This is a genomic window from Pseudoalteromonas sp. NZS71_1 (assembly GCF_015864305.1).
In the GTDB taxonomy this organism is placed as follows: domain Bacteria; phylum Pseudomonadota; class Gammaproteobacteria; order Enterobacterales; family Alteromonadaceae; genus Pseudoalteromonas; species Pseudoalteromonas arctica.
The window spans coordinates 55,427-78,485 of record NZ_JADYXM010000017.1 but is presented as its reverse complement, the minus strand read 5'-3'; the positions used below and the strand labels follow the sequence as shown (position 1 = coordinate 78,485).

Annotated in this window: 20 protein-coding genes; 13 read left to right on the top strand and 7 right to left on the bottom strand. The window is 40.5% G+C overall.

Annotated elements, in window-relative coordinates; all coding sequences use genetic code 11:
* Nucleotides 1-206: 206 nt before the first annotated feature.
* From ndk to der, 9 genes are all read left to right on the top strand, one after another.
* Nucleotides 207-638: a nucleoside-diphosphate kinase gene (gene ndk, locus I6F43_RS18040; RefSeq protein ID WP_007377442.1), complete on the top strand. Its 432-nt coding sequence runs from the start codon at nt 207-209 to the stop codon at nt 636-638.
* A 167-nt stretch (nt 639-805) separates the two neighbouring features.
* Nucleotides 806-1,936, top strand: a complete 1,131-nt coding sequence (locus tag I6F43_RS18035) for a bifunctional tRNA (adenosine(37)-C2)-methyltransferase TrmG/ribosomal RNA large subunit methyltransferase RlmN (RefSeq protein ID WP_007583420.1) — start codon at nt 806-808, stop codon at nt 1,934-1,936.
* 126 nt (nt 1,937-2,062) lie between these two features.
* The gene (gene pilW, locus I6F43_RS18030) at nt 2,063-3,901 is read left to right on the top strand and encodes a type IV pilus biogenesis/stability protein PilW (RefSeq protein WP_197103435.1); all 1,839 of its coding nucleotides are present in this window, start codon (nt 2,063-2,065) and stop codon (nt 3,899-3,901) included.
* Complete coding sequence (locus I6F43_RS18025; RefSeq protein ID WP_024591180.1) at nt 3,898-4,767, top strand: RodZ domain-containing protein; 870 nt, start codon at nt 3,898-3,900, stop codon at nt 4,765-4,767. The genes pilW and I6F43_RS18025 overlap by 4 nt, the downstream gene beginning before the upstream one ends.
* Nucleotides 4,768-4,772: 5 nt before the next feature.
* Entirely contained in the window at nt 4,773-5,891 is a 1,119-nt protein-coding gene (gene ispG / locus I6F43_RS18020; RefSeq protein ID WP_165722896.1) for a flavodoxin-dependent (E)-4-hydroxy-3-methylbut-2-enyl-diphosphate synthase, read from the top strand.
* A gap of 398 nt (nt 5,892-6,289) precedes the next feature.
* Entirely contained in the window at nt 6,290-7,570 is a 1,281-nt protein-coding gene (hisS, locus tag I6F43_RS18015; RefSeq protein WP_024604284.1) for a histidine--tRNA ligase, read from the top strand.
* 19 nt (nt 7,571-7,589) lie between these two features.
* Nucleotides 7,590-8,210 carry a YfgM family protein gene (locus tag I6F43_RS18010; protein WP_165740736.1) on the top strand — a complete coding sequence of 207 codons (621 nt, stop codon included), beginning with the start codon at nt 7,590-7,592 and terminating at the stop codon, nt 8,208-8,210.
* A 10-nt stretch (nt 8,211-8,220) separates the two neighbouring features.
* Nucleotides 8,221-9,399 (top strand): outer membrane protein assembly factor BamB, encoded by a 1,179-nt coding sequence (bamB, locus tag I6F43_RS18005; protein ID WP_007583433.1) that lies wholly within the window; start codon nt 8,221-8,223, stop codon nt 9,397-9,399.
* A 74-nt stretch (nt 9,400-9,473) separates the two neighbouring features.
* Nucleotides 9,474-10,940, top strand: a complete 1,467-nt coding sequence (der, locus tag I6F43_RS18000; RefSeq protein WP_024592997.1) for a ribosome biogenesis GTPase Der — start codon at nt 9,474-9,476, stop codon at nt 10,938-10,940.
* A gap of 80 nt (nt 10,941-11,020) precedes the next feature.
* Here der and I6F43_RS17995 read toward each other — a convergent pair whose 3' ends face one another.
* Entirely contained in the window at nt 11,021-11,524 is a 504-nt protein-coding gene (locus I6F43_RS17995; RefSeq protein ID WP_197103434.1) for a TFIIB-type zinc ribbon-containing protein, read from the bottom strand.
* Between the two features lie 41 nt (nt 11,525-11,565).
* Nucleotides 11,566-12,153 (bottom strand): DUF4202 domain-containing protein, encoded by a 588-nt coding sequence (locus tag I6F43_RS17990; RefSeq protein ID WP_121954475.1) that lies wholly within the window; start codon nt 12,151-12,153, stop codon nt 11,566-11,568.
* Nucleotides 12,154-12,380: 227 nt separating this feature from the next.
* Here I6F43_RS17990 and I6F43_RS17985 point away from each other — a divergent pair, with 227 nt between their 5' ends.
* Complete coding sequence (locus tag I6F43_RS17985) at nt 12,381-14,108, top strand: DUF885 domain-containing protein (RefSeq protein ID WP_197103433.1); 1,728 nt, start codon at nt 12,381-12,383, stop codon at nt 14,106-14,108.
* Nucleotides 14,109-14,240: 132 nt separating this feature from the next.
* A complete protein-coding gene (locus I6F43_RS17980; protein ID WP_197103432.1) occupies nt 14,241-15,560 on the top strand; it encodes a DASH family cryptochrome in 1,320 nt (439 codons plus the stop codon).
* Nucleotides 15,561-15,589: 29 nt separating this feature from the next.
* Here the strand turns inward: I6F43_RS17980 and I6F43_RS17975 are convergent, their stop codons facing one another.
* Nucleotides 15,590-16,672 (bottom strand): YeiH family protein, encoded by a 1,083-nt coding sequence (locus I6F43_RS17975; protein WP_197103430.1) that lies wholly within the window; start codon nt 16,670-16,672, stop codon nt 15,590-15,592.
* A 121-nt stretch (nt 16,673-16,793) separates the two neighbouring features.
* On the opposite strand from I6F43_RS17975, the gene I6F43_RS17970 reads away from it, so the two are divergent.
* A complete protein-coding gene (locus I6F43_RS17970) occupies nt 16,794-17,672 on the top strand; it encodes a LysR family transcriptional regulator (protein WP_197103428.1) in 879 nt (292 codons plus the stop codon).
* Between the two features lie 65 nt (nt 17,673-17,737).
* Here the strand turns inward: I6F43_RS17970 and I6F43_RS17965 are convergent, their stop codons facing one another.
* The 4 genes from I6F43_RS17965 to I6F43_RS17950 form a co-directional block, all read right to left on the bottom strand.
* Nucleotides 17,738-18,124, bottom strand: a complete 387-nt coding sequence (locus I6F43_RS17965) for a hypothetical protein (protein ID WP_197103426.1) — start codon at nt 18,122-18,124, stop codon at nt 17,738-17,740.
* A 216-nt stretch (nt 18,125-18,340) separates the two neighbouring features.
* Nucleotides 18,341-18,799 (bottom strand): TlpA family protein disulfide reductase, encoded by a 459-nt coding sequence (locus I6F43_RS17960; RefSeq protein ID WP_197103424.1) that lies wholly within the window; start codon nt 18,797-18,799, stop codon nt 18,341-18,343.
* 107 nt (nt 18,800-18,906) lie between these two features.
* Entirely contained in the window at nt 18,907-20,865 is a 1,959-nt protein-coding gene (locus I6F43_RS17955; protein WP_197103422.1) for a hypothetical protein, read from the bottom strand.
* A gap of 180 nt (nt 20,866-21,045) precedes the next feature.
* Nucleotides 21,046-21,972 carry a LysR family transcriptional regulator gene (locus I6F43_RS17950; protein WP_197103420.1) on the bottom strand — a complete coding sequence of 309 codons (927 nt, stop codon included), beginning with the start codon at nt 21,970-21,972 and terminating at the stop codon, nt 21,046-21,048.
* A 174-nt stretch (nt 21,973-22,146) separates the two neighbouring features.
* Between I6F43_RS17950 and I6F43_RS17945 the strand changes: the two genes are divergently transcribed.
* The gene (locus tag I6F43_RS17945) at nt 22,147-22,824 is read left to right on the top strand and encodes a glutathione S-transferase family protein (RefSeq protein ID WP_010554985.1); all 678 of its coding nucleotides are present in this window, start codon (nt 22,147-22,149) and stop codon (nt 22,822-22,824) included.
* Nucleotides 22,825-23,059 lie beyond the last annotated feature (235 nt).

Here is a 23,059-nt window from a genome sequence, read left to right as displayed (position 1 = left end):
ATCCTAAGCAGAATTCAGATTATTCATTAACAAATAAGTAAACAGAAGCGCGGCAGTATAAATGCGGTCAATAATTTGCGTTTGATCGAGATCACAAAACGGCAACCAAACTGGTTTTTAATAAAATTAGGATTTTTCACTTAAAACGCGTATAATTCGCGCCCGTTAATATTCACACTTTTACTTAAAATTATTGGAGCATAAAGATGGCTTTAGAACGTACTTTTTCAATCGTAAAACCTGATGCAGTTGCTAAAAACCACATTGGCGCTATCTACAACCGTTTCGAATCTGCTGGCCTTAAAATCGTTGCAGCTAAAATGGTTCACCTTTCACAAGAGAAAGCTGAAGGTTTCTACGCTGAACATAGCGAACGTCCTTTCTTCGGTGCTTTAGTATCTTTCATGACATCTGGTCCAGTAATGGTTACAGTTCTTGAAGGCGAAAACGCTGTTCTTAAAAACCGTGAAATCATGGGTGCTACTAACCCTGCTGAAGCACTAGCTGGTACTTTACGTGCAGACTACGCTGATAGCATCGACGAAAATGCTGTTCACGGTTCTGACGCTGTTGAATCTGCTGCTCGCGAAATCGCGTACTTCTTCGCTGACGAAGAGCTTTGTTCACGTACTCGTTAATTCGAATTCGTTAACATATTGAAAAGGGCTTTCGGGCCCTTTTTTAGTCATTACGTAAAGTATTAATCAGAAACTCATGATGTTTTACTTAATGATTAAAGTGAGTGAATTGTGTACAATTCGTCCTCGTAAATTTTATCTCCACCGTCACCGATTGAGGTTGTTTCATGACCGAGCAAAAAAAGATTAACTTATTAGATTTAAACCGAGAAGCAATGCGCGAGCTATTTGCATCGTTCGGTGAAAAGCCGTTTCGTAGTGACCAGGTGATGAAATGGATTTATCATTTTGGCGTAGATAACTTCGACGATATGAGCAACGTAAATAAAAAGCTTAAAGAAAAACTTAAAGCTGAGTGCGAAATTGTAGCGCCAGAAATCACTGTGCGCCAACAAGCAAGCGACGGTACTATTAAGTACGCACTTATTCTGGAAGGCGGCCAAGAAGTAGAAGCCGTTTGGATCCCTGAAAAAGAGCGCGCTACGTTATGTGTATCATCACAAGTGGGTTGTGCTCTTGAATGTACTTTTTGTTCTACTGCTCAACAAGGCTTTAACCGTAACTTAAAAGTATCTGAAATTATTGGTCAAGTTTGGCGTGTAGCTAAAGATATAGGCCTTGATGGTCATAGCGAAAAGCGCCCAGTAACTAACGTTGTAATGATGGGTATGGGCGAGCCTTTACTTAATCTTAAAAACGTAGTGCCAGCAATGGAACTAATGATGGACGATTGGGGCTTTGGTTTATCTAAGCGCCGCGTAACATTAAGTACTTCAGGCGTTGTACCTGCACTTGATTTACTAAAAGAGAAAATTGACGTAGCACTGGCTATTTCACTTCACGCACCCGATAACGCGCTGCGTGACATTTTAGTGCCAGTTAATAAAAAGTACCCTATTGAAGAGTTTTTAGCCTCATGTCGTCGTTATATCGATGGCTCAAAAGCAAATAAAGATGTAACGGTTGAATACGTTATGCTTAACGGTATTAACGACAGCACCGATCAGGCGCATGCATTAGTGCAAACGTTAAAAGGCACACCTTGTAAGGTAAACCTTATTCCGTTTAACCCATTCCCGGGTAATGAATACACGCGCTCAAGCAATAGCCGTATTGACCGTTTTTCAAAAGTATTACAAGCAGCAGGCGTTACCTGTATTGTTCGTCGTACTCGCGGTGACGATATTGACGCTGCTTGCGGACAGTTAGTAGGTGACGTAGTTGACCGTACTAAACGTTTAGCTAAAAAGAAAATGCGTGACGATAACGCAATTAGCGTTAATATCCACCAAGCATAATCTGTAGCCACCCTATGTGAATTAGTCATGTAGGGTGGTTAAGTTGTTTATTTTTAAATAAATGATGCAAGACTAAAGGTTTTAGGTAAGATAGGCGCCATGGACTAAAAATAAAGAGATAAGGTAATGCGATCTATACTTGCTATAACACTATCAACACTTGCCTTAAGTGGCTGTGTTAGCGAAAGTAGTTATAACGGCAGTAATAAGCCCGTCGTCGAAAATAAAATTAATAATACTGGCGCAGCACGAACACGAATTGCTTTAGCCTTACAGTATTTAAAAACGGGTAATAACTCTCAAGCCAAATACAATTTAGAACGTGCAGCTGCATTTGCTCCTGACCTACCTGAAGTACATTACTCTCTTGCTTATTACTATCAACAAGTAGGCGAAAACCCGCTAGCTGATAAAGCCTACCAAAAAGCACTCGAAATAAAGCCTGACGATCCTAATACGCTTAATAACTACGGTGTGTTTTTATGTGGCATTGATGAATACGATCGTGCTACGGATCAATTTTTAAAAGCCATTGAAGTACCAAGCTATATTCGCGTTGCCGAAAGTTACGAAAATTTAGCCTTGTGTGCTATTGAATTTGATGATTTCGAAAATGCAGAAAGTTACTTTCAACAGGCACTTAATCACAGCTCTCAGCGTACATCTACGTTAATTAGTTTAGCAGCGCTGTATTACGCAAAAAGTGACTTATACAAAGCCAGTGAACTTTTAAAACGCTACGAAAGCACAGGTCGAGTATCTTCTCGCGCATTAATGCTTAGCTACCTTGTAAAAAACAGAATGGGCAGAATAGAAGAGGCTGAAAAAATTTCCAGCACTATTTTACAAACTTACTCTAGCAGTAACGAAGCCTATGCATTAAAAGAGAAAAGAACACGTTTTAATGAGTTTGAAATACTGCGAGAAAAATACCGCAAAGCGCAGTTAAAAGAACTAAAAAACGACGAAAGCGGCGCGCACGTTAGTTCAAAACCAAAAATAAAAGTAATCAGAAAGAAACGTTCACCACAAGACGGTTCAACAAGCTTGGTAACAAACGACGAGCAAAAAACAGATAAAAAGATCGCAATAGCAAATAACCAAGATGTAAATCCAGTTATAGTAAGAGAAAAGCAAGCTAAGGCGGTACAAAACACGGTCAGTAAGGAAGCCGATGAAACAGCCGTAATAGCAAAACAAATAACAACTCAAAAAGAAGAAGTTCCTAAAGTCGTCGCACCAAGCAAACCTACCGATACATCGGCTGTTATGCTTGCACTTACTACTGAGCACGACTCTGCAGATTCCGTAGTAGCTGCACCTAAAAAAGCTAAGCCCGTTTACGAACCTCAAAAAGAAGCTATAGCAGCAAAGCAACCAACTAAAGCTGATGACGAAGTTACAATAATTTCGTTTGGCGCACCTAAAACAGGCCAGTTTAATTCGCAGCAAACTAGTAACTATAGTAATTCAGTTCCTGCAGTTACCGCTCAAAAAAATAGTAGTGACGTGGTATTCTACGAAGCGACTAAAAATACAACTGTATTTGAAAATAGCAGCTATCAAAATGATGCAGATATTGAATTTAAAAGTTACGAAGCAGTACAAAAAACAGAGCTCCCAATGCTTAACCCTAAAGTATCGCCTTTACGCGTGCCATTTCACGTAATTGCTGTTGGCGAAAACCTATTTAGCATTTCGGTGCGATACAATGTTAAACTACAAAAGCTCCTGCAATGGAATGGTCTAAAAGAGTCGGATCGGGTAATGAATGGAAGTAAAATATACCTAAACGATCCAAATATTTATTACGAAATTAAAGCTGGTGATTCCCTTTACGATATAGCTACCCAGCGGCATGTATTAATTGATGAATTAATGCGATGGAATAAATTAAGTCCTGATATAGCACTAAAACCAGGGCACAAACTTTTACTAGTGGATCCAGACTCATACACATTATGAATGAAGAAAATACGCAAACACAGAGCGAACAGCCAACTGTAGGCCAGATATTAAAAAATCACAGAGAACAAGCGAACGTTAGCATAGCGACTATTGCTGCACCGTTAAAGCTGTCTGAACTTCAAATTAAACGCCTTGAAAATGATGAATTTACATTACTCGGCCCTATTACTTTTGTTAAAGGCTATATAAAAAACTATTGCCGTGAATTAAAAGTAGATAGCGCACCTATATTAGCAATGATGCCAGCCCCACCGGAGCCGGCTAAACCCGCTAATATGCAGAGTTTTTCACGCCGTACAGAAAAAGAAGCAAACGACAGTCGTTTAATGTTTTTTAGCTATTTAATTTTAGCGATTGTTATTGGCTCATCTGCTTTATGGTTTTGGCAAAACGCGACACCTATTGAAGAGCAAACGAGTAACATAAACGTTGCCAACTCAAAAATGAGCGAGCGCCAAGCCGCTCAACCCAGTATTTCAGAGCAACAGCAACAAGCCGAAATTGACGATGAATCATTATTAGAATCACAAAGCACGTCTAGTGAAACATCAACAAGCCCAGAAATAGTTAAAGAAACAGCTCCTATTGCTTCTAACAACGCAAGTCAAGAAGATGCTAGCAGTACAATTGTCATGAACTTTAATGGCGAAAGTTGGGTTGAAATTTACGACGGCGAAGGTGAAAAAATAGCATTCGGCGTTAAAAAAGCAGGCTACATTATGACCGTAAGCGGTACGCCTCCTTTTTCAGTTGTGCTTGGTAAGCATGACGCTGTAGACATTACTTTAAACGGTGAACCTGTAGATGTTTCTGCATTTCCTCAAAACCGTTTAGCCAAATTTACATTACCACTAGCAGAGTAGTCGCTATGTTTTCAGAATCCCCAATTAAACGCAGAAAATCCACCCGAATCAATGTAGGTAACGTACCTATTGGTGATGGTGCCCCTATTGCAGTGCAATCAATGACCAACACCGACACCATGGATGTTGATGCAACTGTTGCACAAATACAGGCAATACAAGATGCAGGTGCCGACATAGTCCGTGTATCAGTACCGACTATGGACGCTGCGCAAGCGTTTAAAAGTATTAAAGAACAAGTGACTATTCCGCTAGTAGCCGATATTCACTTTGATTACCGTATAGCCTTAAAAGTGGCAAAATACGGCGTTGATTGCCTGCGTATAAACCCGGGTAATATAGGTAGCGAAGAGCGTATTAGAGCCGTAGTAGACTCAGCACGCGAGCATAACATTCCTATTCGTATTGGTGTAAATGGCGGTTCACTAGAGCGCGACTTACAAGAAAAATACGGCGAACCAACACCAGAAGCCTTATTAGAATCAGCAATGCGCCATGTAGATATATTGCGCCGCCTTGATTTTGACCAATTTAAAATATCGGTAAAAGCATCTGACGTATTTTTAGCGGTAGGTGCATATCGCTTACTCGCTAAAGAAATAGACCAACCACTGCATTTAGGTATTACCGAAGCGGGCGGCATGCGCTCAGGCTCTGTTAAATCTGCAGTAGGTTTAGGTATGCTTCTTGCCGAAGGTATTGGCGATACCCTGCGTGTATCACTTGCTGCCGATCCTGTTCAAGAAATTAAAGTCGGCTTTGATATCTTAAATTCATTGCGCATTCGTTCGCGTGGAATTAACTTTATTGCCTGCCCTAGCTGCTCACGCCAAGAGTTTGATGTAGTAAGCACCATGAACCAACTTGAAGAGCGCTTAGAGGATATTATCGAACCTATGTCAGTTTCGGTAATTGGTTGCGTTGTAAATGGACCAGGTGAAGCGCTTGTGAGTGATATAGGGCTTGCCGGTGCAAATCGTCGTTCTGGTTTGTATATAAATGGCGAACGCCAAAAAGCGCGCATTGATAACAACAACATTGTTGACCAGCTTGAAGGTTATGTACGCGACTTTATAGAAAAAAAGCAGAACCAAACACCGATTGACATAAAAATAGTCGAATAAATACCGCATAAAGCGCCAAACAGCGGTGTTTGGCGTTTACCTTTATAGCTAGTGGATACCCAAACGACCCCAAGATACAGAATTCAGCGTTTCACAGGCTCTTAATATCAAGGCGTTACTTTGCAAGAATGGCAATCCCTTTTAAAAAGTAACAACGATGAGAGTAAGTGTCTGTGAAACACCCAACGGGTTGGTTTAAAAGCGATTTATACTGCGTTATTGATTTTAACAATAGAACCACTATTACTTTCAATCAATGCCTTGCCTAAATCGCTTTTAATTCCAACTGAAACTCGCATCTTGGGGTGGTTTGGGTATATAATGGCGGGTCAATTTTTAGCATTCTTGTTGTGTAAGCATTTTTCATTACACAAAAAAACAGCATTTAGGATTTATCAGTGGCAAAACAAATTCAGGCAGTTCGCGGTATGAACGATTGTCTGCCGGGCGATACACAAGTTTGGCAGAAAGTAGAAAACATTTTACGCGAGACAGTAGCATCGTTCGGTTATCAAGAAATTCGTTTTCCTATTGTAGAATCAACCGACTTATTTAAACGCTCTATTGGTGAAGTTACCGATATAGTAGAAAAAGAAATGTACACCTTTGCCGATCGCAATGGCGACTTATTAACACTTCGCCCAGAAGGCACCGCAGTATGCGTACGTGCTGGCAACCAAAATGGCTTACTATATAATCAAGAACAACGCCTTTGGTACATGGGTCCAATGTTTCGTCACGAGCGTCCGCAAAAAGGTCGTTACCGTCAGTTTCACCAATTTGGTTTAGAAACATTTGGTATTGCTACAGCAGATATAGACGCAGAAGTTATTTTATTAACAGCGCAACTATGGGAAGCTTTTGGTATTACTGAGCACGTTCGTTTGGAGCTAAATTCTTTAGGGTCTAACGAAGCGCGTGCAGATTACCGTGATGCGTTAGTAGCCTACCTTGAGCAACACATTGATGTGCTTGATGAAGACTCAAAACGTCGTATGTATTCAAACCCATTACGCGTACTTGATAGCAAAAACCCAGACGTACAAGCAATTTTAACTGATGCGCCTAAATTGTCTGAAAATTTAGATGCTGAATCAAAAGAACATTTTGCAAATTTATGTGAACGTTTAGACGCTGCTGGCGTCTCATATACGGTTAATGAAAAGTTAGTACGTGGTTTAGACTACTACAACCGCACTGTATTTGAATGGGTAACCGACAGTTTAGGTGCACAAGGCACTGTATGTGCTGGCGGACGTTACGATGGCTTAGTTGAACAACTTGGCGGCAAAGCAACGCCAGCAGTCGGTTTTGCAATGGGTCTAGAGCGCTTAGTATTATTACTACAAGCACTTGAGTGTGTAGGTGACATTCGTCGTAATGCTGATGTATATTTAGCAGCAATGGGCGACAAAGCAAGCATTCAAGCTCCTGCAATTGCAGCGCAACTACGTAAAGACGTACCGGGTTTACGCGTTATGGTACATGCGGGCGGCGGCAACTTTAAAAAACAATTAAAACGTGCTGATAAAAGCGATGCACTTGTTGCAGTGATTATTGGTGAAGATGAATTAGAAAAAGGCGTTGTGACCATCAAGTATTTACGCGAGCGTAAAGAACAAGTCACATTAGAATTAGAACAAGCTAAAGCGCTATTAGCTGAGCTTATTAACGGCTAAGCGAACATTAGAGGTAAGAATGGATATTTATTCAACAGAAGAACAACAAGCAGAAGCCATTAAACGCTTTTTCCGTGAAAACGGCATTTCACTTGCGCTAGGTATACTTGTTGGCCTAGGTGGCTTATATGGCTGGAAAGCATATAACCAAAACCAAATTACTACCGCTGAAAAAGCATCAGATTCATATACAACACTTGTTGAAAGCGACGATGTATTATCTTCAGCTGATGCGTTTATTAGCGAAAATAAAGACACAAACTACGCAACACTTGCTGCATTCGTTGCTGCAAAAGACGCAGTAGAAGCGAAAAAACTAGACGTAGCAAGCGAAAAGCTAAGCTGGGTTGTGTCTAATACGCCAAATACAGAATTAAAAGCAATTGCGATTACACGTTTAGCACGTGTTCAAATTGCGCAAACTAAATATGACGATGCATTAACAACATTAAATGCACCATTACCTGAAGCGTTCAATGCAAACGTGGCCGAGCTTAAAGGCGATATTTACACTGAGCAAGGTAATAAAGATCAAGCACGTACTGCATACCAAGCAGCAATAGATGCGGGTGGATTAACAAGTAACCCACTATTACAAATTAAGTTAGATGACCTAGCAGTAACTAGCCCAGCGGCATAAGGTTTTAGGCATGAAAAAATTTACAACAGCAGCCCTTGCCCTATGTATGGCAACATTGATGGGTTGTTCATCAAGTGATGATGAAGATGAACTAGTACTTCCTGAAATTGTAAACCAATTTGAAACTGACGTTGTTTGGCAAGAATCTGTAGGTGATGGCGTAGAGCATTATTTTTCTCGTTTAACACCCGCAGTTTACAAAGATACTGTGTATGTTGCTAGCCGCGAAGGCCAAGTAGAAGCGCTTTCGCTTGATAATGGCGATACAAAATGGGAAACCGATGTACGCCAAGATTTATCGTTTTGGCCTTGGGCTGACAACGGTAATGCAAAATTATCAGGTGGTATTTTGCAAGCCTATGGTAAAATTTATATTGGTTCTGAACACGGCTTTATTATTGCTCTTGATCGCGAAACTGGTGAAGAAGTTTGGCGTAAAAACGTACCAGGCGAATCTCTGTCTAAACCAACAGCAGGCGATGGCTTAATATTTGTAAATTTAGGCTCTGGTAAATTGTTAGCCCTTCACCCAGATACAGGCGAAGAGCGTTGGAGCTTTGAACAAGAAGTTCCACCACTAACATTACGCGGACAAAGCTCGCCAACCGTTGCTAACGGTGGTGTATTAGTAGGCCTTGAAACAGGCAAGCTAAGCGTATTAATTTCAGACAGTGGTTACTCAGCATGGAGCGCAGAAATTGCGGTTGCTAAAGGCGCATCAGAATTTGAACGCCTAGTTGACGTAGACACTCAACCACTTATTAGCGGTCCATACGCTTACGCTATAGCTTACAACGGTAACTTAGCCGCTGTAGATATTCGCTCTGGCAATGTTGTATGGAAACGCGAGTACAGCAGCTACCGCGAAATTGCGATGGATGCACAAACAATTTATTTAGTAGATAGCGATGGTGTTATTTACGCATTAGATAAAAATTCAGGTATTGAACGTTGGAGCCAACCCGCTCTACGCGGTTGGTACCTAACAGGCCCTGCAGTTGCAGGTAGCCACTTAGCTTTAGGCGACCAAGAAGGTAACCTACATTGGCTAAATAAAGAAACTGGCGAGCTAGTATCTCGTGAAGACTTTGACAGCTCGGGCTTTTTTGTTGAGCCAGTTGTTGCCGACGATAAGCTAATTTTATACACCCGTGATGGTGAAGTTAGTATGGTAAAAATACCAAACTAAGTTACTAATAGTCATATGGTTTTTTTAAGGCTTCGCACTGCGAAGCCTTTTGTTGTTTTTTAAAGAGGTAGTTTATGCTTCCCGTGATCGCTCTAGTTGGGCGACCCAATGTGGGCAAATCCACATTATTTAACCGTTTAACACGTACTCGTGATGCACTCGTAGCCGATTTTCCAGGTTTAACACGAGATAGAAAATATGGCCAAGCTAGTTACGATGGCTATGAATTTATCGTGGTAGACACGGGCGGTATTGATGGCTCAGAAGAAGGCATCGAAATCGAAATGGCAGATCAATCTCTGCTAGCTATTGAAGAAGCCGACATTGTTCTGTTTTTAGTAGATGCTCGTGTAGGTATGACCGTAGCTGACCAAGCAATTGCTAATCACTTGCGTAAACAAGATAAAAAGTGTTTTGTTGTTGCCAATAAAACCGATGGTATTGATGCAGATTCAAACTGTGCTGAATTTTACCAATTATCATTAGGTGAAATTCATCACATTGCTGCATCGCATGGCCGTGGTATTACGTTATTACTTGAGCAAACACTTCAGCCGCTTATTGCTGAATTAGCTGCACAAGACGAAGACGTAACAGGCGATGACGAAGAGCTTATTAATCTTTACGAAGAAGATGAAGACAGCGATACCGATCACCAGGCATTTGCAGACAAACCTGTAAAGCTTGCGATTATTGGTCGTCCTAACGTTGGTAAGTCAACGCTTACAAACCGTATACTGGGTGAAGATCGCGTAATTGTATACGACATGCCAGGTACAACACGTGACTCTATCTACATTCCGATGACTCGAAATGAAAAAGAGTATGTGTTAATTGACACCGCAGGTGTTCGTAAGCGTAAAAAAGTAAGCGACGTAGTTGAAAAGTTCTCTGTAATTAAAACGCTTCAAGCAATCGAAGATTGTAACGTTGTGTTATTGATTGTTGATGCTCGCGATGGTATTTCAGATCAAGATTTAAGCTTATTAGGCTTTGCTCTTAACTCAGGTCGTTCATTGGTAATTGCAGTGAACAAATGGGATGGCTTAGACGATTACGTTAAAGATCGTATTAAATCAGAGCTCGATCGCCGTTTAGGCTTTATTGACTTTGCACGCCTACACTTTATATCTGCACTACACGGTACAGGTGTTGGTCATTTATTCGAGTCTGTTGACGAAGCGTATGAATCAGCGACTAAACGTATAAGTACTGCAATGTTACGTCGTATTATGGACATGGCTCAAGCCGATCACCAGCCGCCACTTGTTCGTGGTCGTCGTGTTAAGCTCAAATATGCGCATGCCGGTGGTTATAACCCACCACGTATTGTTATTCACGGTAACCAAGTTAAAGATTTACCAGATAGTTATAAACGCTACCTGATGAACTACTACCGTAAAGCGCTTAAAATTATGGGCACACCTATCAAAATCGAATTTAGAGAAGGTGAAAACCCATTTGCTGGTCGTGTTAATAAAGTAACACTGTCGCAAAAGCGTAAAATACGTGCATTTGCTAAAGAAAACCGTAATAAATAAACTTTTCAAGAGTTAGTTTATTACAATAAAAACGGCGTACTTTTTAGTACGCCGTTTTTGTTTTAATATGTTATTAAGAGTTACAAACCAAGTAAAGCTAAGCGCACCAAGTTCTCAACGGTGGTTTCATGTGCACTTTTATTTTTATTAGTTGGCGTAAACCTAGAAGTAGGTGATTTAATAGTTATAAAGCCATGATTGGTGGCCATTTCATGAGCTAATAGCTTTCGCTCTTTAGGTGTTAAATGGTTTTCGTGTATTTTTGCCAGTTCACCGCTATCAAGCCATATGCCTGCACAACCTGGGCATTCGTCTATTTCAACCACTTTAAGCGGTGAAAAATACCGGCGCATCATCACAATACTTGGGCATTTAGGACAATTTACTCGCATTGAGACATCGCCCTCACCTTCAATATAATTACTTAAATGTTTAAGTAATACCTGACCATGCTTTAACGCTGGCGAGCTAAACTTAAAAATTTGGCTGTTATCAAAAAATACGCCGCCTTGCACTGAAGTGTAAACAGTAATACCGCCAATTAATAATGGCTCAAGAGAGGCATTTGTACGTGGGCATAACATTCTAAAAATCCTTTTTATTTTAATACCTAGCTTACACTACTTTATTCAAGCGCTTTATGAATAAGCCCAACAAGTGGCGTTGGCAATTTAATATTACCTGCAAGTACAAACTCATGCGCTTCATCTGACATTTTTTGCCATGTACGGCGAATAATACCAATCCATTTTTCTTCATTGTAATCTGGTTTTGCACTGGCAAACCCAAGCATGTAGTGTTCAATAAACACCAAACTCGCTACATCTTCTACTAATTGGCTATCTGGATTGCGCTTAATATCTTTTTTAGCAACTGCATTATAAACACGGTTTTGGTCTGTATCGTTAAACCCAGCTTGTTTCATTAATTCAACAACTAGTGACGCATGAAATATATAAAGTGCACTGCGCCATTGATGATAACCCTGCTTGTTCATTTCAAAGTCACTACGTGGCGATTTCCAACGCTGAATATGCTGTGCACGCACTGCAATTTGCATGAGTGCATCGGCATCAGGTTTAAAGCGAGTTAGCATTTCGCTCATACGCTGTGAGTATAAATACTCTTTTGGAAAACATTCTCCATTGTGCTGCTCAATATTAGGATCTTGGTTATTAGCTTCATCAATCAGCGTTATTACTTTATTAAACATGACGGTCATTTTTTATAATTAGTTTTAATCATTCTAAACGCTGATAAAACAATAAACTAGTGGCCCACTCACTTCAGCGGTGAAATTTGTTCAATCAAAAAGTAAAACCAATAGATACAGGTATAAAATTAAGCGCATTAATAAAGTTAACTTGTTATTATCTTAGAAACAAAAATAACATATGTGCGTAAACTAATAAAAATTAACGCGCTAAAAATGAGAATAATATGTTTAAAAAAACAATTTTAGCTATTTGCTTAGCTGTAGCATCACTGCCGAGCGCAGCCGATAGCAATACAGATTTAAAAACCATTATTGATAACCATTGGCAAAACGCCAAAGCTGAAAAAATATTTTTTCGAACCGACCCAGATGGCTGGAAGCCAAACGGTACATTGCCAAATTGGAGCGAGCAAGCCATTGCTGAGCGCCAAGCTTATAACAACAGCGTACTAAAAAGCTTAGCCAGCATTGACCCAAAAACGCTCAACAACGAGCAGCTAATGAACTACCGCTTATTTAAATACGAGCGAGAAACAGAGCAGCAAAGCTACCTTTTTCAAGATAAGTATTTTCAGGTTAACTTTTTAAGTGGCTGGCATACCTACTTTGCCGAAGCACCAGCTAATATGGCATTTTTAACACCTGATGATTACAACGCATTTTTAGTAAGCCTTGCCGACTACCCTCGCTTTAACCAAGAAAACATTAACTTGATGAAGGAAGGAATTGAACTGGGGTATACGCACTACTGCAAAACATTTGAAAATTACAGCCAGAGCATTAACGCTCATATTGTTAAGCAACCTGAAAACAGTGCCTTATACGAGCCCTTTACACGTATACCAAATACGTTTACAGCAGAGCAAAAGGCCACATACCAAAACAAAGCAAAAGCCTTAATTAGCTCAAAAGTAGTCCCGGCTTATCAGCACTTTTACGACTTTTTTGAAAACGATTACATGCCGAACTGTAGAACAGAGCCAGGTATTTCAAGCGTTAAAGACGGGCTTGAGTATTACAAATATGCAGTTAATTACTACACCACAACCAATGCCACACCAAAGCAAATTCATGAGCTTGGCTTAAAAGAAGTGGCGCGTATAAAAACGCAAATGCAAAACATCATTGATAAAGTAGGTTTTGATGGCACGTATGCTGAGTTTTTAGAATTTTTAGCAACCGACGAGCAATTTTACGCAACAGACGCGCAAGACCTGCTTGAAAAAACAGCCTTTATTACGCAAAAAATGTATGGCAAGTTACCCACCTACTTTAATCATTTACCGCGAAACACCTTTACTATAAAAGGCTCAGCGAGTCGCGGCGCGTTTTATATGCCACCTGCTGATAACCGCTCCCCTGGCACTTACTTTTTAGCCTCAACACCTAAGTTGCAACCTTTGTATAATTTAGAAGCGCTAAGCCTGCACGAGGCAATACCAGGGCACCATTTACAAAACGCTATTGCAATGGAGTTAGATGTACCCCAGTTTAGACGCACACTTAGCCACTCAGCATTTGGCGAAGGCTGGGCACTTTACACCGAACGCTTAGGTAAAGAAGCCGGCTTTTATCAAGACCCATACAGCGACTTTGGTCGTTTAGGTTACGAAATGTGGCGTGCCGTGAGACTCGTTGTTGATACCGGTATTCATGCATTTGGCTGGAGCCGCCAAAAGGCAATTGACTACTTGGCAGATCACACTGCTTTGCCACAAAGCGCGGTGGAGGATCAAATAGATCGTTATATATCATGGCCAGGCCAAGCGCTTTCGTACAAAATGGGCGAAATAAAAATACGCGAACTGCGTGCAAAAGCCGAAAAAGAGCTCGGTGCTAAGTTTGATATACGCAGCTTTCACGACTCCGTAATCGGCCAAGGGTCACTCCCTATGGAAGTGCTAGAGGATGTAATAAACGATTGGATAGCAAAACAAAAATCAGCGAGTTAAAACAATACTTTTACAAACTAAGGGGCGGTAAGTTTATCGCCCCCTTTTTAAAACTCTATTAAACACCTAAAAACTAATCCCTACCCGCTTTTGCTTCGTAAACTTAATGATTACAAAAACCTGGGCAAACCTATGAGCAAACGCATTTTATATTGGTTACAAAACGATTTACGAATAGACGACAACCCTATTTTAAGCGAACTTGCTACTGAGCAATGTGCGCTCGATATTGTATTTGTTATAAACCCGCACTGGTTTAAAAATAATAACTATCAACAAAAGCCATATGGCGTGCACAAACAACAGTTTTTAATGCAAAGCTTATTTGAGCTGCAACAAGCGCTTATTGAACGCGGGCAAACACTGCACGTACTTGAGGGTGAACCGGTTAGTATTTTAAAGCAGCGCATAGCTGAGCAACACATTGACGAAGTGGTGTGCAGTGAACATGTTGGAACCTATGAGCAGCGCCAACTCGCGCGACTAAAAGCACATTGCCCACATGTCATATTTAAAACAACTCAACAATACACCTTATTTCAACAAAGCGACCTCCCTTTTGATTTAGACGAGCTGCCTAAAAGCTTTACCCCATTTAAAAAAAAGGTAGAGGCGATAAACACACCTATAACAACCTCAACTCTGCCTAAAGGTTTACTCCCTCAGCCTGTAACATTATGTGCTGCAAACCCAATTGAGCTTAATGAGCATACTAATTATAACAACGCAGTAATGCATGGCGGGCTTAAAAGTGCGCAAACACATTTAAAGCAGTATTTTGCAGGCGTAATGCCAAGCACTTATAAAACAACTCGTAACGAGCTTGATGGCTTTAACAACACCACCAAATTTAGTACTTGGCTTGCCTTTGGCTGTATAAGTGCGCGGCAAGTTTATAAAGCAGTTGAAGCGTACGAACATAACCAAATAACAAACGAGTCTACCTACTGGATTAAATTTGAGCTGCTATGGCGGGAGTATTTTAAATGGCATGCACTTAAGGCAGGTAAAAGCCTGTTTAGTTTTAAAGGTCAAAAGCAAACAAAACCCCTTACTACCTTTATGCCAAACCGATTTGCTGCGTGGCGTAATGGCTCAACGCCCTATCCATTAGTCAATGCGATTATGAACGAGCTTAATGCGACCGGTTATATATCAAATAGATCAAGGCAAATTGCCGCAAGCTGCTTAGTTAACGAACTTGGCCTTGATTGCCGCTATGGCGCGGCTTATTTTGAACAACTGTTAATTGATTACGATGTAGCCGCTAACTGGGGTAATTGGCAATATATAGCAGGTGTAGGGGTCGACCCGCGTGGCGGACGCCACTTTAATATACAAAAGCAAACCGCGCAGTTTGATCCGCACGCTGCTTACACTAATAAGTGGCAAGGCAATGAAAATACCAGCTCGCAGCTAGATACCTTAAACGAAGTTGATTGGCCAATTTAAGCCGCCAATCAACTTTTACCAAGTAACGTTTAAATCAGCTCAGCAATACCTATATTAATAGCGTAACCACCCAATGTTAAAAACAAAAATAAACACAGCGCCAGTAACAGCGGTTTAATACCCGCTTGGCGAATTGCCCCAACATGTGTGCGTAAACCCAAAGCCACCATCGCAATGGTTAGTAATATATTATCAAACCAAACAACTGCGCTTGTAGCCACTTGAGGAATAATAGAGAGTGAATGCACACCACTTGCCACAATAAATAACACTGCAAACCAAGGGATGGTAATACCCGTTTTTTGCACACCTCCATGCACGTTATTGTTTGTTTTTGCATGCTCTTTACTTTGCCAAAACGATAATCCCACTAAAAATGGCGCGAGCATCATCACGCGTAGCATTTTTTCTATAACGGCGGTATCAGCAGCATTGGCGCTTACAGCTGTGCCCGCTGCAACCACTTGTGCTACTTCATGAATGGTTGAACCAACAAAAATACCATATGCGTGCTCACTCAGCCCCATGTAATCAAACATAATTGGGTAGGCAAACATGCTTAGCGTGCCAAACACCACCACCGTTGCCACCGCTACCGATACTTTATGTGCCTGCGCTTTTATAACCGGCTCGGTTGCCATTACAGCTGCTGCGCCACAAATAGAGCTACCTGCGCCAATTAATATTACTGTTTGCTCATCAAGCTTAAATACACGTTTGCCAAGTTGAATTGCTAATATAAACGTACCGCTGAGCATAACAATATCGGTTAGTAACCCACTCCAACCAACGCCAGCTACCTGTGCAAAGGTAATTCTAAAACCAAATAAAATAATACCCGCTTTGAGTAAAATACTTTTAGCGTAATCAACACCTACATCGGTACGCGTAGCTATACGCGAAAACACACTGTTGCCCACAATAATACCAACCACAATACCAATAGTGAGTGAGCTAAATTGCGCAGTTTGCATTATTGGTAATTTACTCAGCGCAATAGCAACACCCGCAAGTACAATAACCAGTAACATGCCAATCCACCAGCGCGTATCGCCGTATTGCTTAGTATTAATACCCAAAGGCTGAAAACTATTTTTAATAGCGCTAAGCATAATATTCCCTCACTTAAACCATGTTGATGTGTTGACTTAATTGTAAAAAAGCTCAAAATATAACTCCAATATATTAAAATCATGATTTGATAACCTAAGGTTATACAGTTTAAGGTGTTCAATGAACTTACATGCACTTAGGGTGTTTTATACAGTGGCTAAATTGGGTAGCTTTTCAGGCGCAGCCGAAGCGCTTTTTATAAGCCAGCCCGCTGTTTCTAAGGCGCTAAAAGAGCTAGAGCATCAGTTAAACATTCTACTTATTGAACGTGCATCTAAAGGAAAAAAACTTACCTTAAGCGAGGGCGGCCAAGCCTTGTATGATCATGCACGTAGCATTTTTGCCATTGAAAAAGCAGCCATAGAAGATATTAAATCACGCACAGGGCTTAAGCGCGGTACACTCGTTATAGGCACTAGTACAACCATTGCCAGCTATTGGTTACCGCCCTATTTAGCCAAATTTTGTGCGCAGTACCCGCATATAAAAGTAGAAGTACAAGTTGCTAATACCGCGCAAATTGAGCATGCCTTACTTGAATGTACTATAGATTTAGCACTGGTTGAAGGCACACCTACCGAGCCACATATAATAAGTAAGCACTGGCAAAACGATTTAATGAGTGTCGTTATACCCAGCAACAGTAAGCCCACTAAAGACTTAAAAGCATGGTTAAATAAGCAGTTTTGGTTATTACGTGAGCCAGGCTCTGGCACTTTAGAAATGTCTGTAAAGTTATTAGCAGAGCATGGCGTACAAACAGAGCAAAGTATGCAATTAGGCAGCAACGAAGCAATAGCAAGGGCCGTCGCTCAAGGTATGGGCGTGGCTTTATTGCCAAATGTAGTCACAGAGGATTTAGTGCAGTTAGGTAAATTAACACGGCTAGAACAGCCAAATAACGTCGAGTTATCAAGACCATTATACCAATTACACTATAAAGACAGACCCTCTTCACATGCCGCACAAGCATTCGAAAAAAGCCTATTTAGTGAATAATGTTTGATCTGAGCTGTAAGCCGAGTAAGAAAACAGTTGTGTAACATTAATCGCTTGTTGTGGTGTTACCTTAATTTATTATATATAAGCCAACTAGTTAAACCCATTGAAAGTACTAATAAATGAAGAACCAATGTTGCACGATTAAATTCACTAAAAAGACTAAGTAAAAAAACTGGAAGTATACTTAAGATTAAAACTACAGGTAATTTAAATAAATTTAACTTTTGGAGTAATAAGCTAATAGGTAATCCGTAAATGAACATTAAAGGATAGAAATAAAATAAACTTCCCATCCCTATTGATACACCAAAACCAACACCTGAAATTAATGAACTAAGAGAAGTATAATTTTCTATACCCGCATAAAAATAACAAAAACCAAGGACTGGTAATGCAATTAAAGGGCTAAGAATCGCAGAAATCAAATTTTTACGTAGATCCTTAGACATATTAAGAAACACCATAACGAGCTTGTAGATTAATTAGTTTTTTATTTGTTTTAATTGATATGCAAACCATAGCTGAATTCCTATTTTGGCTCAGCCAAAGGAGGGAAAATTTTGGCCTTACACATTAAAGTATCAGGAGACTACTCATAGCAGCCCAACAGCTAACTTATAAACCTATTTGCTAAATCGTTAACCCCAAATACGAACAAGCTCTATTTACAAACCCTGCGTTAAATCTTGTGCCAATGTACCCGTTGGCTTTTCAATTACGCGTACTGACTCTTTACCATCGTCTTTTACTATAAACGTAGGTGTGTATTGTAAATCGTTAGCTTCTGCAATGCCTGCATCGTCTTGCTTGTTGTAACCTACGGCCACATATTCAATGCTTGCAAGTTGTACTTTAGATTCATCTAGTAACTTAATTAAACGCGGCACTTCGCGCTCACTGTCGTGGCACCATGTGCCAAATAATACAATTAGCTCTTTGCCTTCTAGCTTTTGCATTAGGGCAATGTCTTGTGCTGTTGGCGTAAACGCTTTGTATTGTTCGTTAAACTTGTCGTAGTCGCTTAGCAGTACATCAGTGGTAATTCCGCCCGAGAACGGTGCATCAGCAGCGCAGCTTACAAGCGGCATGCTTAAAGCGCACAGTAAAATTAATTGTTTAAACATAAGGTTGCTCTTAATTTAGGTATTAATTTAGGTATTAAATTAGGTATTAATTTAGGTATTAAACGACTATACCCAATATTGAGCGTGGAGTGAACAACTCAAAACCGTTACTTTTTATCCATAAAAAAGTTAACTTGCGATAAGTTAGTTAAATATTCTCGCCTTACGTCTTTATTCCCAGCTAGCTTGTCTAAATCACCAATCAAGGTAACTAGTTTATTATGAGAATGGCTGCTTGTTTTTTTAAACTCATCTTGTTTTTCGTCGCTCTCAACACGCTCTTTTTTATTCATGTTGTAGCTGTTTTCGTTTTCTTCAAGCCAAATATCATCAATTAAGCGAATGTCACTTTTGCTAATGGTTTGCTCTTGCATCGCCATTTGCAGCTCGTATTGATTAGTTTGCGGATTAAACTCAAACATTTTTGTATCAACATCAACCTCGTGAGACTGATCAAGCCCCACAAGTTCTTTATTTTTAACGGCGGTGTTTACGTTATAACTCTCTTCTTTGTTGTAGTAATCAGGGCGACTGTATTGATAATCAAAGTGGCTACTTACATTTTTACTTTGCGTTACACCTCTAAGATCCCCTAATTGGGCCTGTTCAGTCGCTTGGCTTAGCTCAATTGTACTTTTAGGTTGATAATCGCCGTTATCAAGCGCATAAGAAAACGTAGCATCAAAATCAGCGAGCTTAGAAATCCCCGCACCCAATGTATTTGGCGCTTTATTACCTAGCCCTTGGTAACGGACATCGTTTGTAATCATGTTATCAACCAAATCGGCAACCATGGCGCGCCCGTCATTAAAGTGCTGATCTGCACGTGACTCCAAATTGCTATAACGCTCAGCAGCCGACGACATGCTCGCAAAAGCCCCTTTAAACAAAGCAAAACCTTGCTGCATTGCCTCATCGCCTTTGCGCCCAAATGCCGACTCTTTATCGTCTTCGGTACTGTTTACTCGGCTATCTTCTAGGCTTTGATCGAGCGACGCTAAATACTGCTGCATTTGCTGCGTGTCTTTAGCGCCAATAGTTGACATATCGAGTGCAAAATCAATGTCGTTTTGCCCACCTACTGCTTTAAACACTAGTGCTTGCTGGTTTGATGCTTCATCAATGGAGTAGCTTAAATCAAGCGTGTTCTGGGCAGTATCAAGCGCATCATTTTGCGTTGTCGAAAACGACACATTAAAACCGGCTAACTGCTCACTATTAAAGCCCGCTAAAAAATCTAAGCTCATGTCTGTTTGGTTTGGGACTATAAGAGGATTGAATGAATTTTCACTCACTTTAAAAAACTCATCGGCCATTTCGCCAACACCCGCCATAACCTGCGTTAAAGCCGCATGTTCAGCCTCAGATAAATTGCCATTAACTTCGTAACTTATGCCAAAGCCATCTATCGCTTCACCTGTTTTTTCATCATAACCTTGCGATGAGTTAAAGGTAATGTTTATAACATCGCCTTCTTTAGTTTTTACCGAGAGCTCAAACAGGTAGTTATCGTCATCCTCGTATTTTGCGCGATTAAGGCTTTCCATGTATGGATTCAGTGAGCGCTCAACACGTTGCTGGCTTGAGGCTAAAAACGTTTTTTGCTCATGCCCAAGCTGACCTAAACTCGATAAAATATCGCTGGTATTAGCATAAGCACCCTGAATATTTTTAACTGACGTATTTAATCGCTCAATTAATTGGGTACTGTTTTCGTTTTTTAATAACCCCTCATGCTGAGAGCTTATTACGGTGCGCAGGGCAAGTTCTTCATCGGAGAGTTTATAGTTAAGCGTGCTTGAAATAGTAAATAACGAGGTAAGTTGCTGCTTTAAAACGTCCTCTACTTTTTGATTACTGGCTAGTGCTTCATCAAGAGTTTCGTTATTTAGCTGGCTTAATAATTCATCGGATATTTTGGGGGCGTTAGTTTGTAAATCATTAATAGCTTGAAGGTCGCTACCGGTTAGTAGCGAAGGACTCACAGAGGTTTGGTTAGCGTTATTAACTGATTGGGCAAGTAAAGTGCTTAAATTAGACTGGCTGCCAAGTGCATTATTAACCATGATTATCCTTAATCGCTAAACCCTATTAAGTAATTTATCGGTCGCAGCATTAAAAGCTTTAGCTTAAGGAGACGTTTTTTACCTATTATTTATACAAACAACCCATTAATAAATTAAATAAGCATAAATCTAAATCGAATAAGCGTAGGTCGGATAAGCACAGCGCCATCCGACAATTCACTATTCTGTTCGCTTAACACTTTCATCTGTTTCTTTTATTCTTTGTACTAAAAAGTCGACCGCCGCTTTTACCTTTGGTACTAAATAGCGCTGCTTTTGATACAACAAATAAACCGCCATGGTCGCATTTTGGCTTATCGCTAATTCATGCTCAAACTTAAGCTCTTGCAACTGGCCAGACTCAAGATATGAGTCGAGCGCCCACCGAGTTGACATTAAAATGCCCTCACCATTACATGCTTTTTTAGCCAGCCACGATCCGTTATTTGAAATAGCGACCGCAGGCCCAGAAACGTCGTGCCATTGCTCATCCACTTTACATAACCACGGCGTTGGCCCCGCTGGCGTTTTAAAATAAAGGCCACTGTGGCCCTTTAATTCCATAACATTAGTGGGCACACCGTATTTTTGTAAATAGCAGGGTGACGCAACAGGAATAAAGCCGTTATCCATCAGTTTTATTGCCAACACGCGCTCATTTGGCGCATAGCCACCGCGAATAGCAATATCAACATCGTCACGCCCGAGTGTCGACAGCTCATCACTTAAGCTAACATCTAATATAATTTCGGGGTATAGCGCGCTAAATTCATCAAGCAGTGGCAGTAATATTTTGTCACCAAAACTCACCATTGAGCTTATACATAATCGCCCCATTGGTGTTGTTTGATAACTGCGCACAGTTTCGTGGCTTTGCTCTAGCTGATTTAATATTTGCTGAACATCGTTATAGTAAATTTGCCCAACTTCGGTCAATTTAACTATGCGGGTAGAACGCTTTAAAAGCGTCGCCCCTAGGCTTTTTTCTAAATCAGCAACTCGCCGTGACAACGACGAAGGCGGCACATCAAAAGCTTTTGCGGCTTTGGTAAAACTGCCCGTTTCAACCACTTTAATAAAATACCGTATGGCTTTTAGTTGATCCAAGTCGCCTCTCCATTAAATAAAATGCTTTATTGTCTTAAAGACAAAAGTGATTCGCATTTTCCCCTATATATAAGCAAATTAAAACAAGTAATAATGTACTCAACCTAAAGACAGGGACTTAAATTGCATTTTTTGGCAATGAGTATCTTCACGTTAATGATGGAAAGCTGACTTATGATTACTTTGCACGGTTTTGCTGCTAGCAACTATTACAACCTAGTTAAACATGTACTTTTACACAAACAACTGCCATTTAAAGAACACCTTGTTTACGGCGGAAGTGAAGAGTTATTAGCAATCAGCCCTGCAGGCAAAGTGCCTGCAATCACAACAGCTAACGGCCTTAATATTTCAGAGTCGAGTGTTATTTGCGACTTTATAGAAGAGTCGTACCCGCAAACCCCGCTATATCCTAAAGATGCAGGTGAGCGCGCAGTTGTACGTCAAATTATGAAAATGGCAGAGCTTTATTTTGAACTGCCAAGCAGACGGTTCATCCCTTATGTATTTTCAGGCGCTGAAGTACCTGAAACAACTAAAGCCGAAGTACGCCAAGTATTAACGCGTGGCGTAACCGCTTTGAGTAGCGTGTGTAAGTTTTCACCTTGGATTGCAGGCGAGCAATTTACAATGGCAGACATTTACGTTTATTACGTAAACACCATTGTTAGCGCCTTTGGCTCAAGCCAGCTTGATTGGGATGTACTTGCACAAGTACCCGGCATGAAAGAGTGGAACGAATCAATGAGCCAATTAGCCATTGCCCAAAGCATAGAGGCCGATCGCCAATCAAATATGGCTGAATTTATGCAAAAAGTGAAAGCGCAAATTCAAGCAGCAAACGCAAAATAACGCGTAGCTATAAAAGTATCTATTCTAAATTTTAATTACTAGGGCGTGTTGATCTTTGGTGGGTTAATTTGCAGCAGTATGTTTGGTTTTTAGGCAAGGCAGAGCCTATGATGTGTGGTTATTCCCCATAAATAGGCGATAACGCAGCATAAATGCCAAACATGCGCTGCCCGTTGGGTTCTTTCTAGGAACGATAAACTCTTTGTTACTCGGTTTTTACTTAGCCCACTTGGTT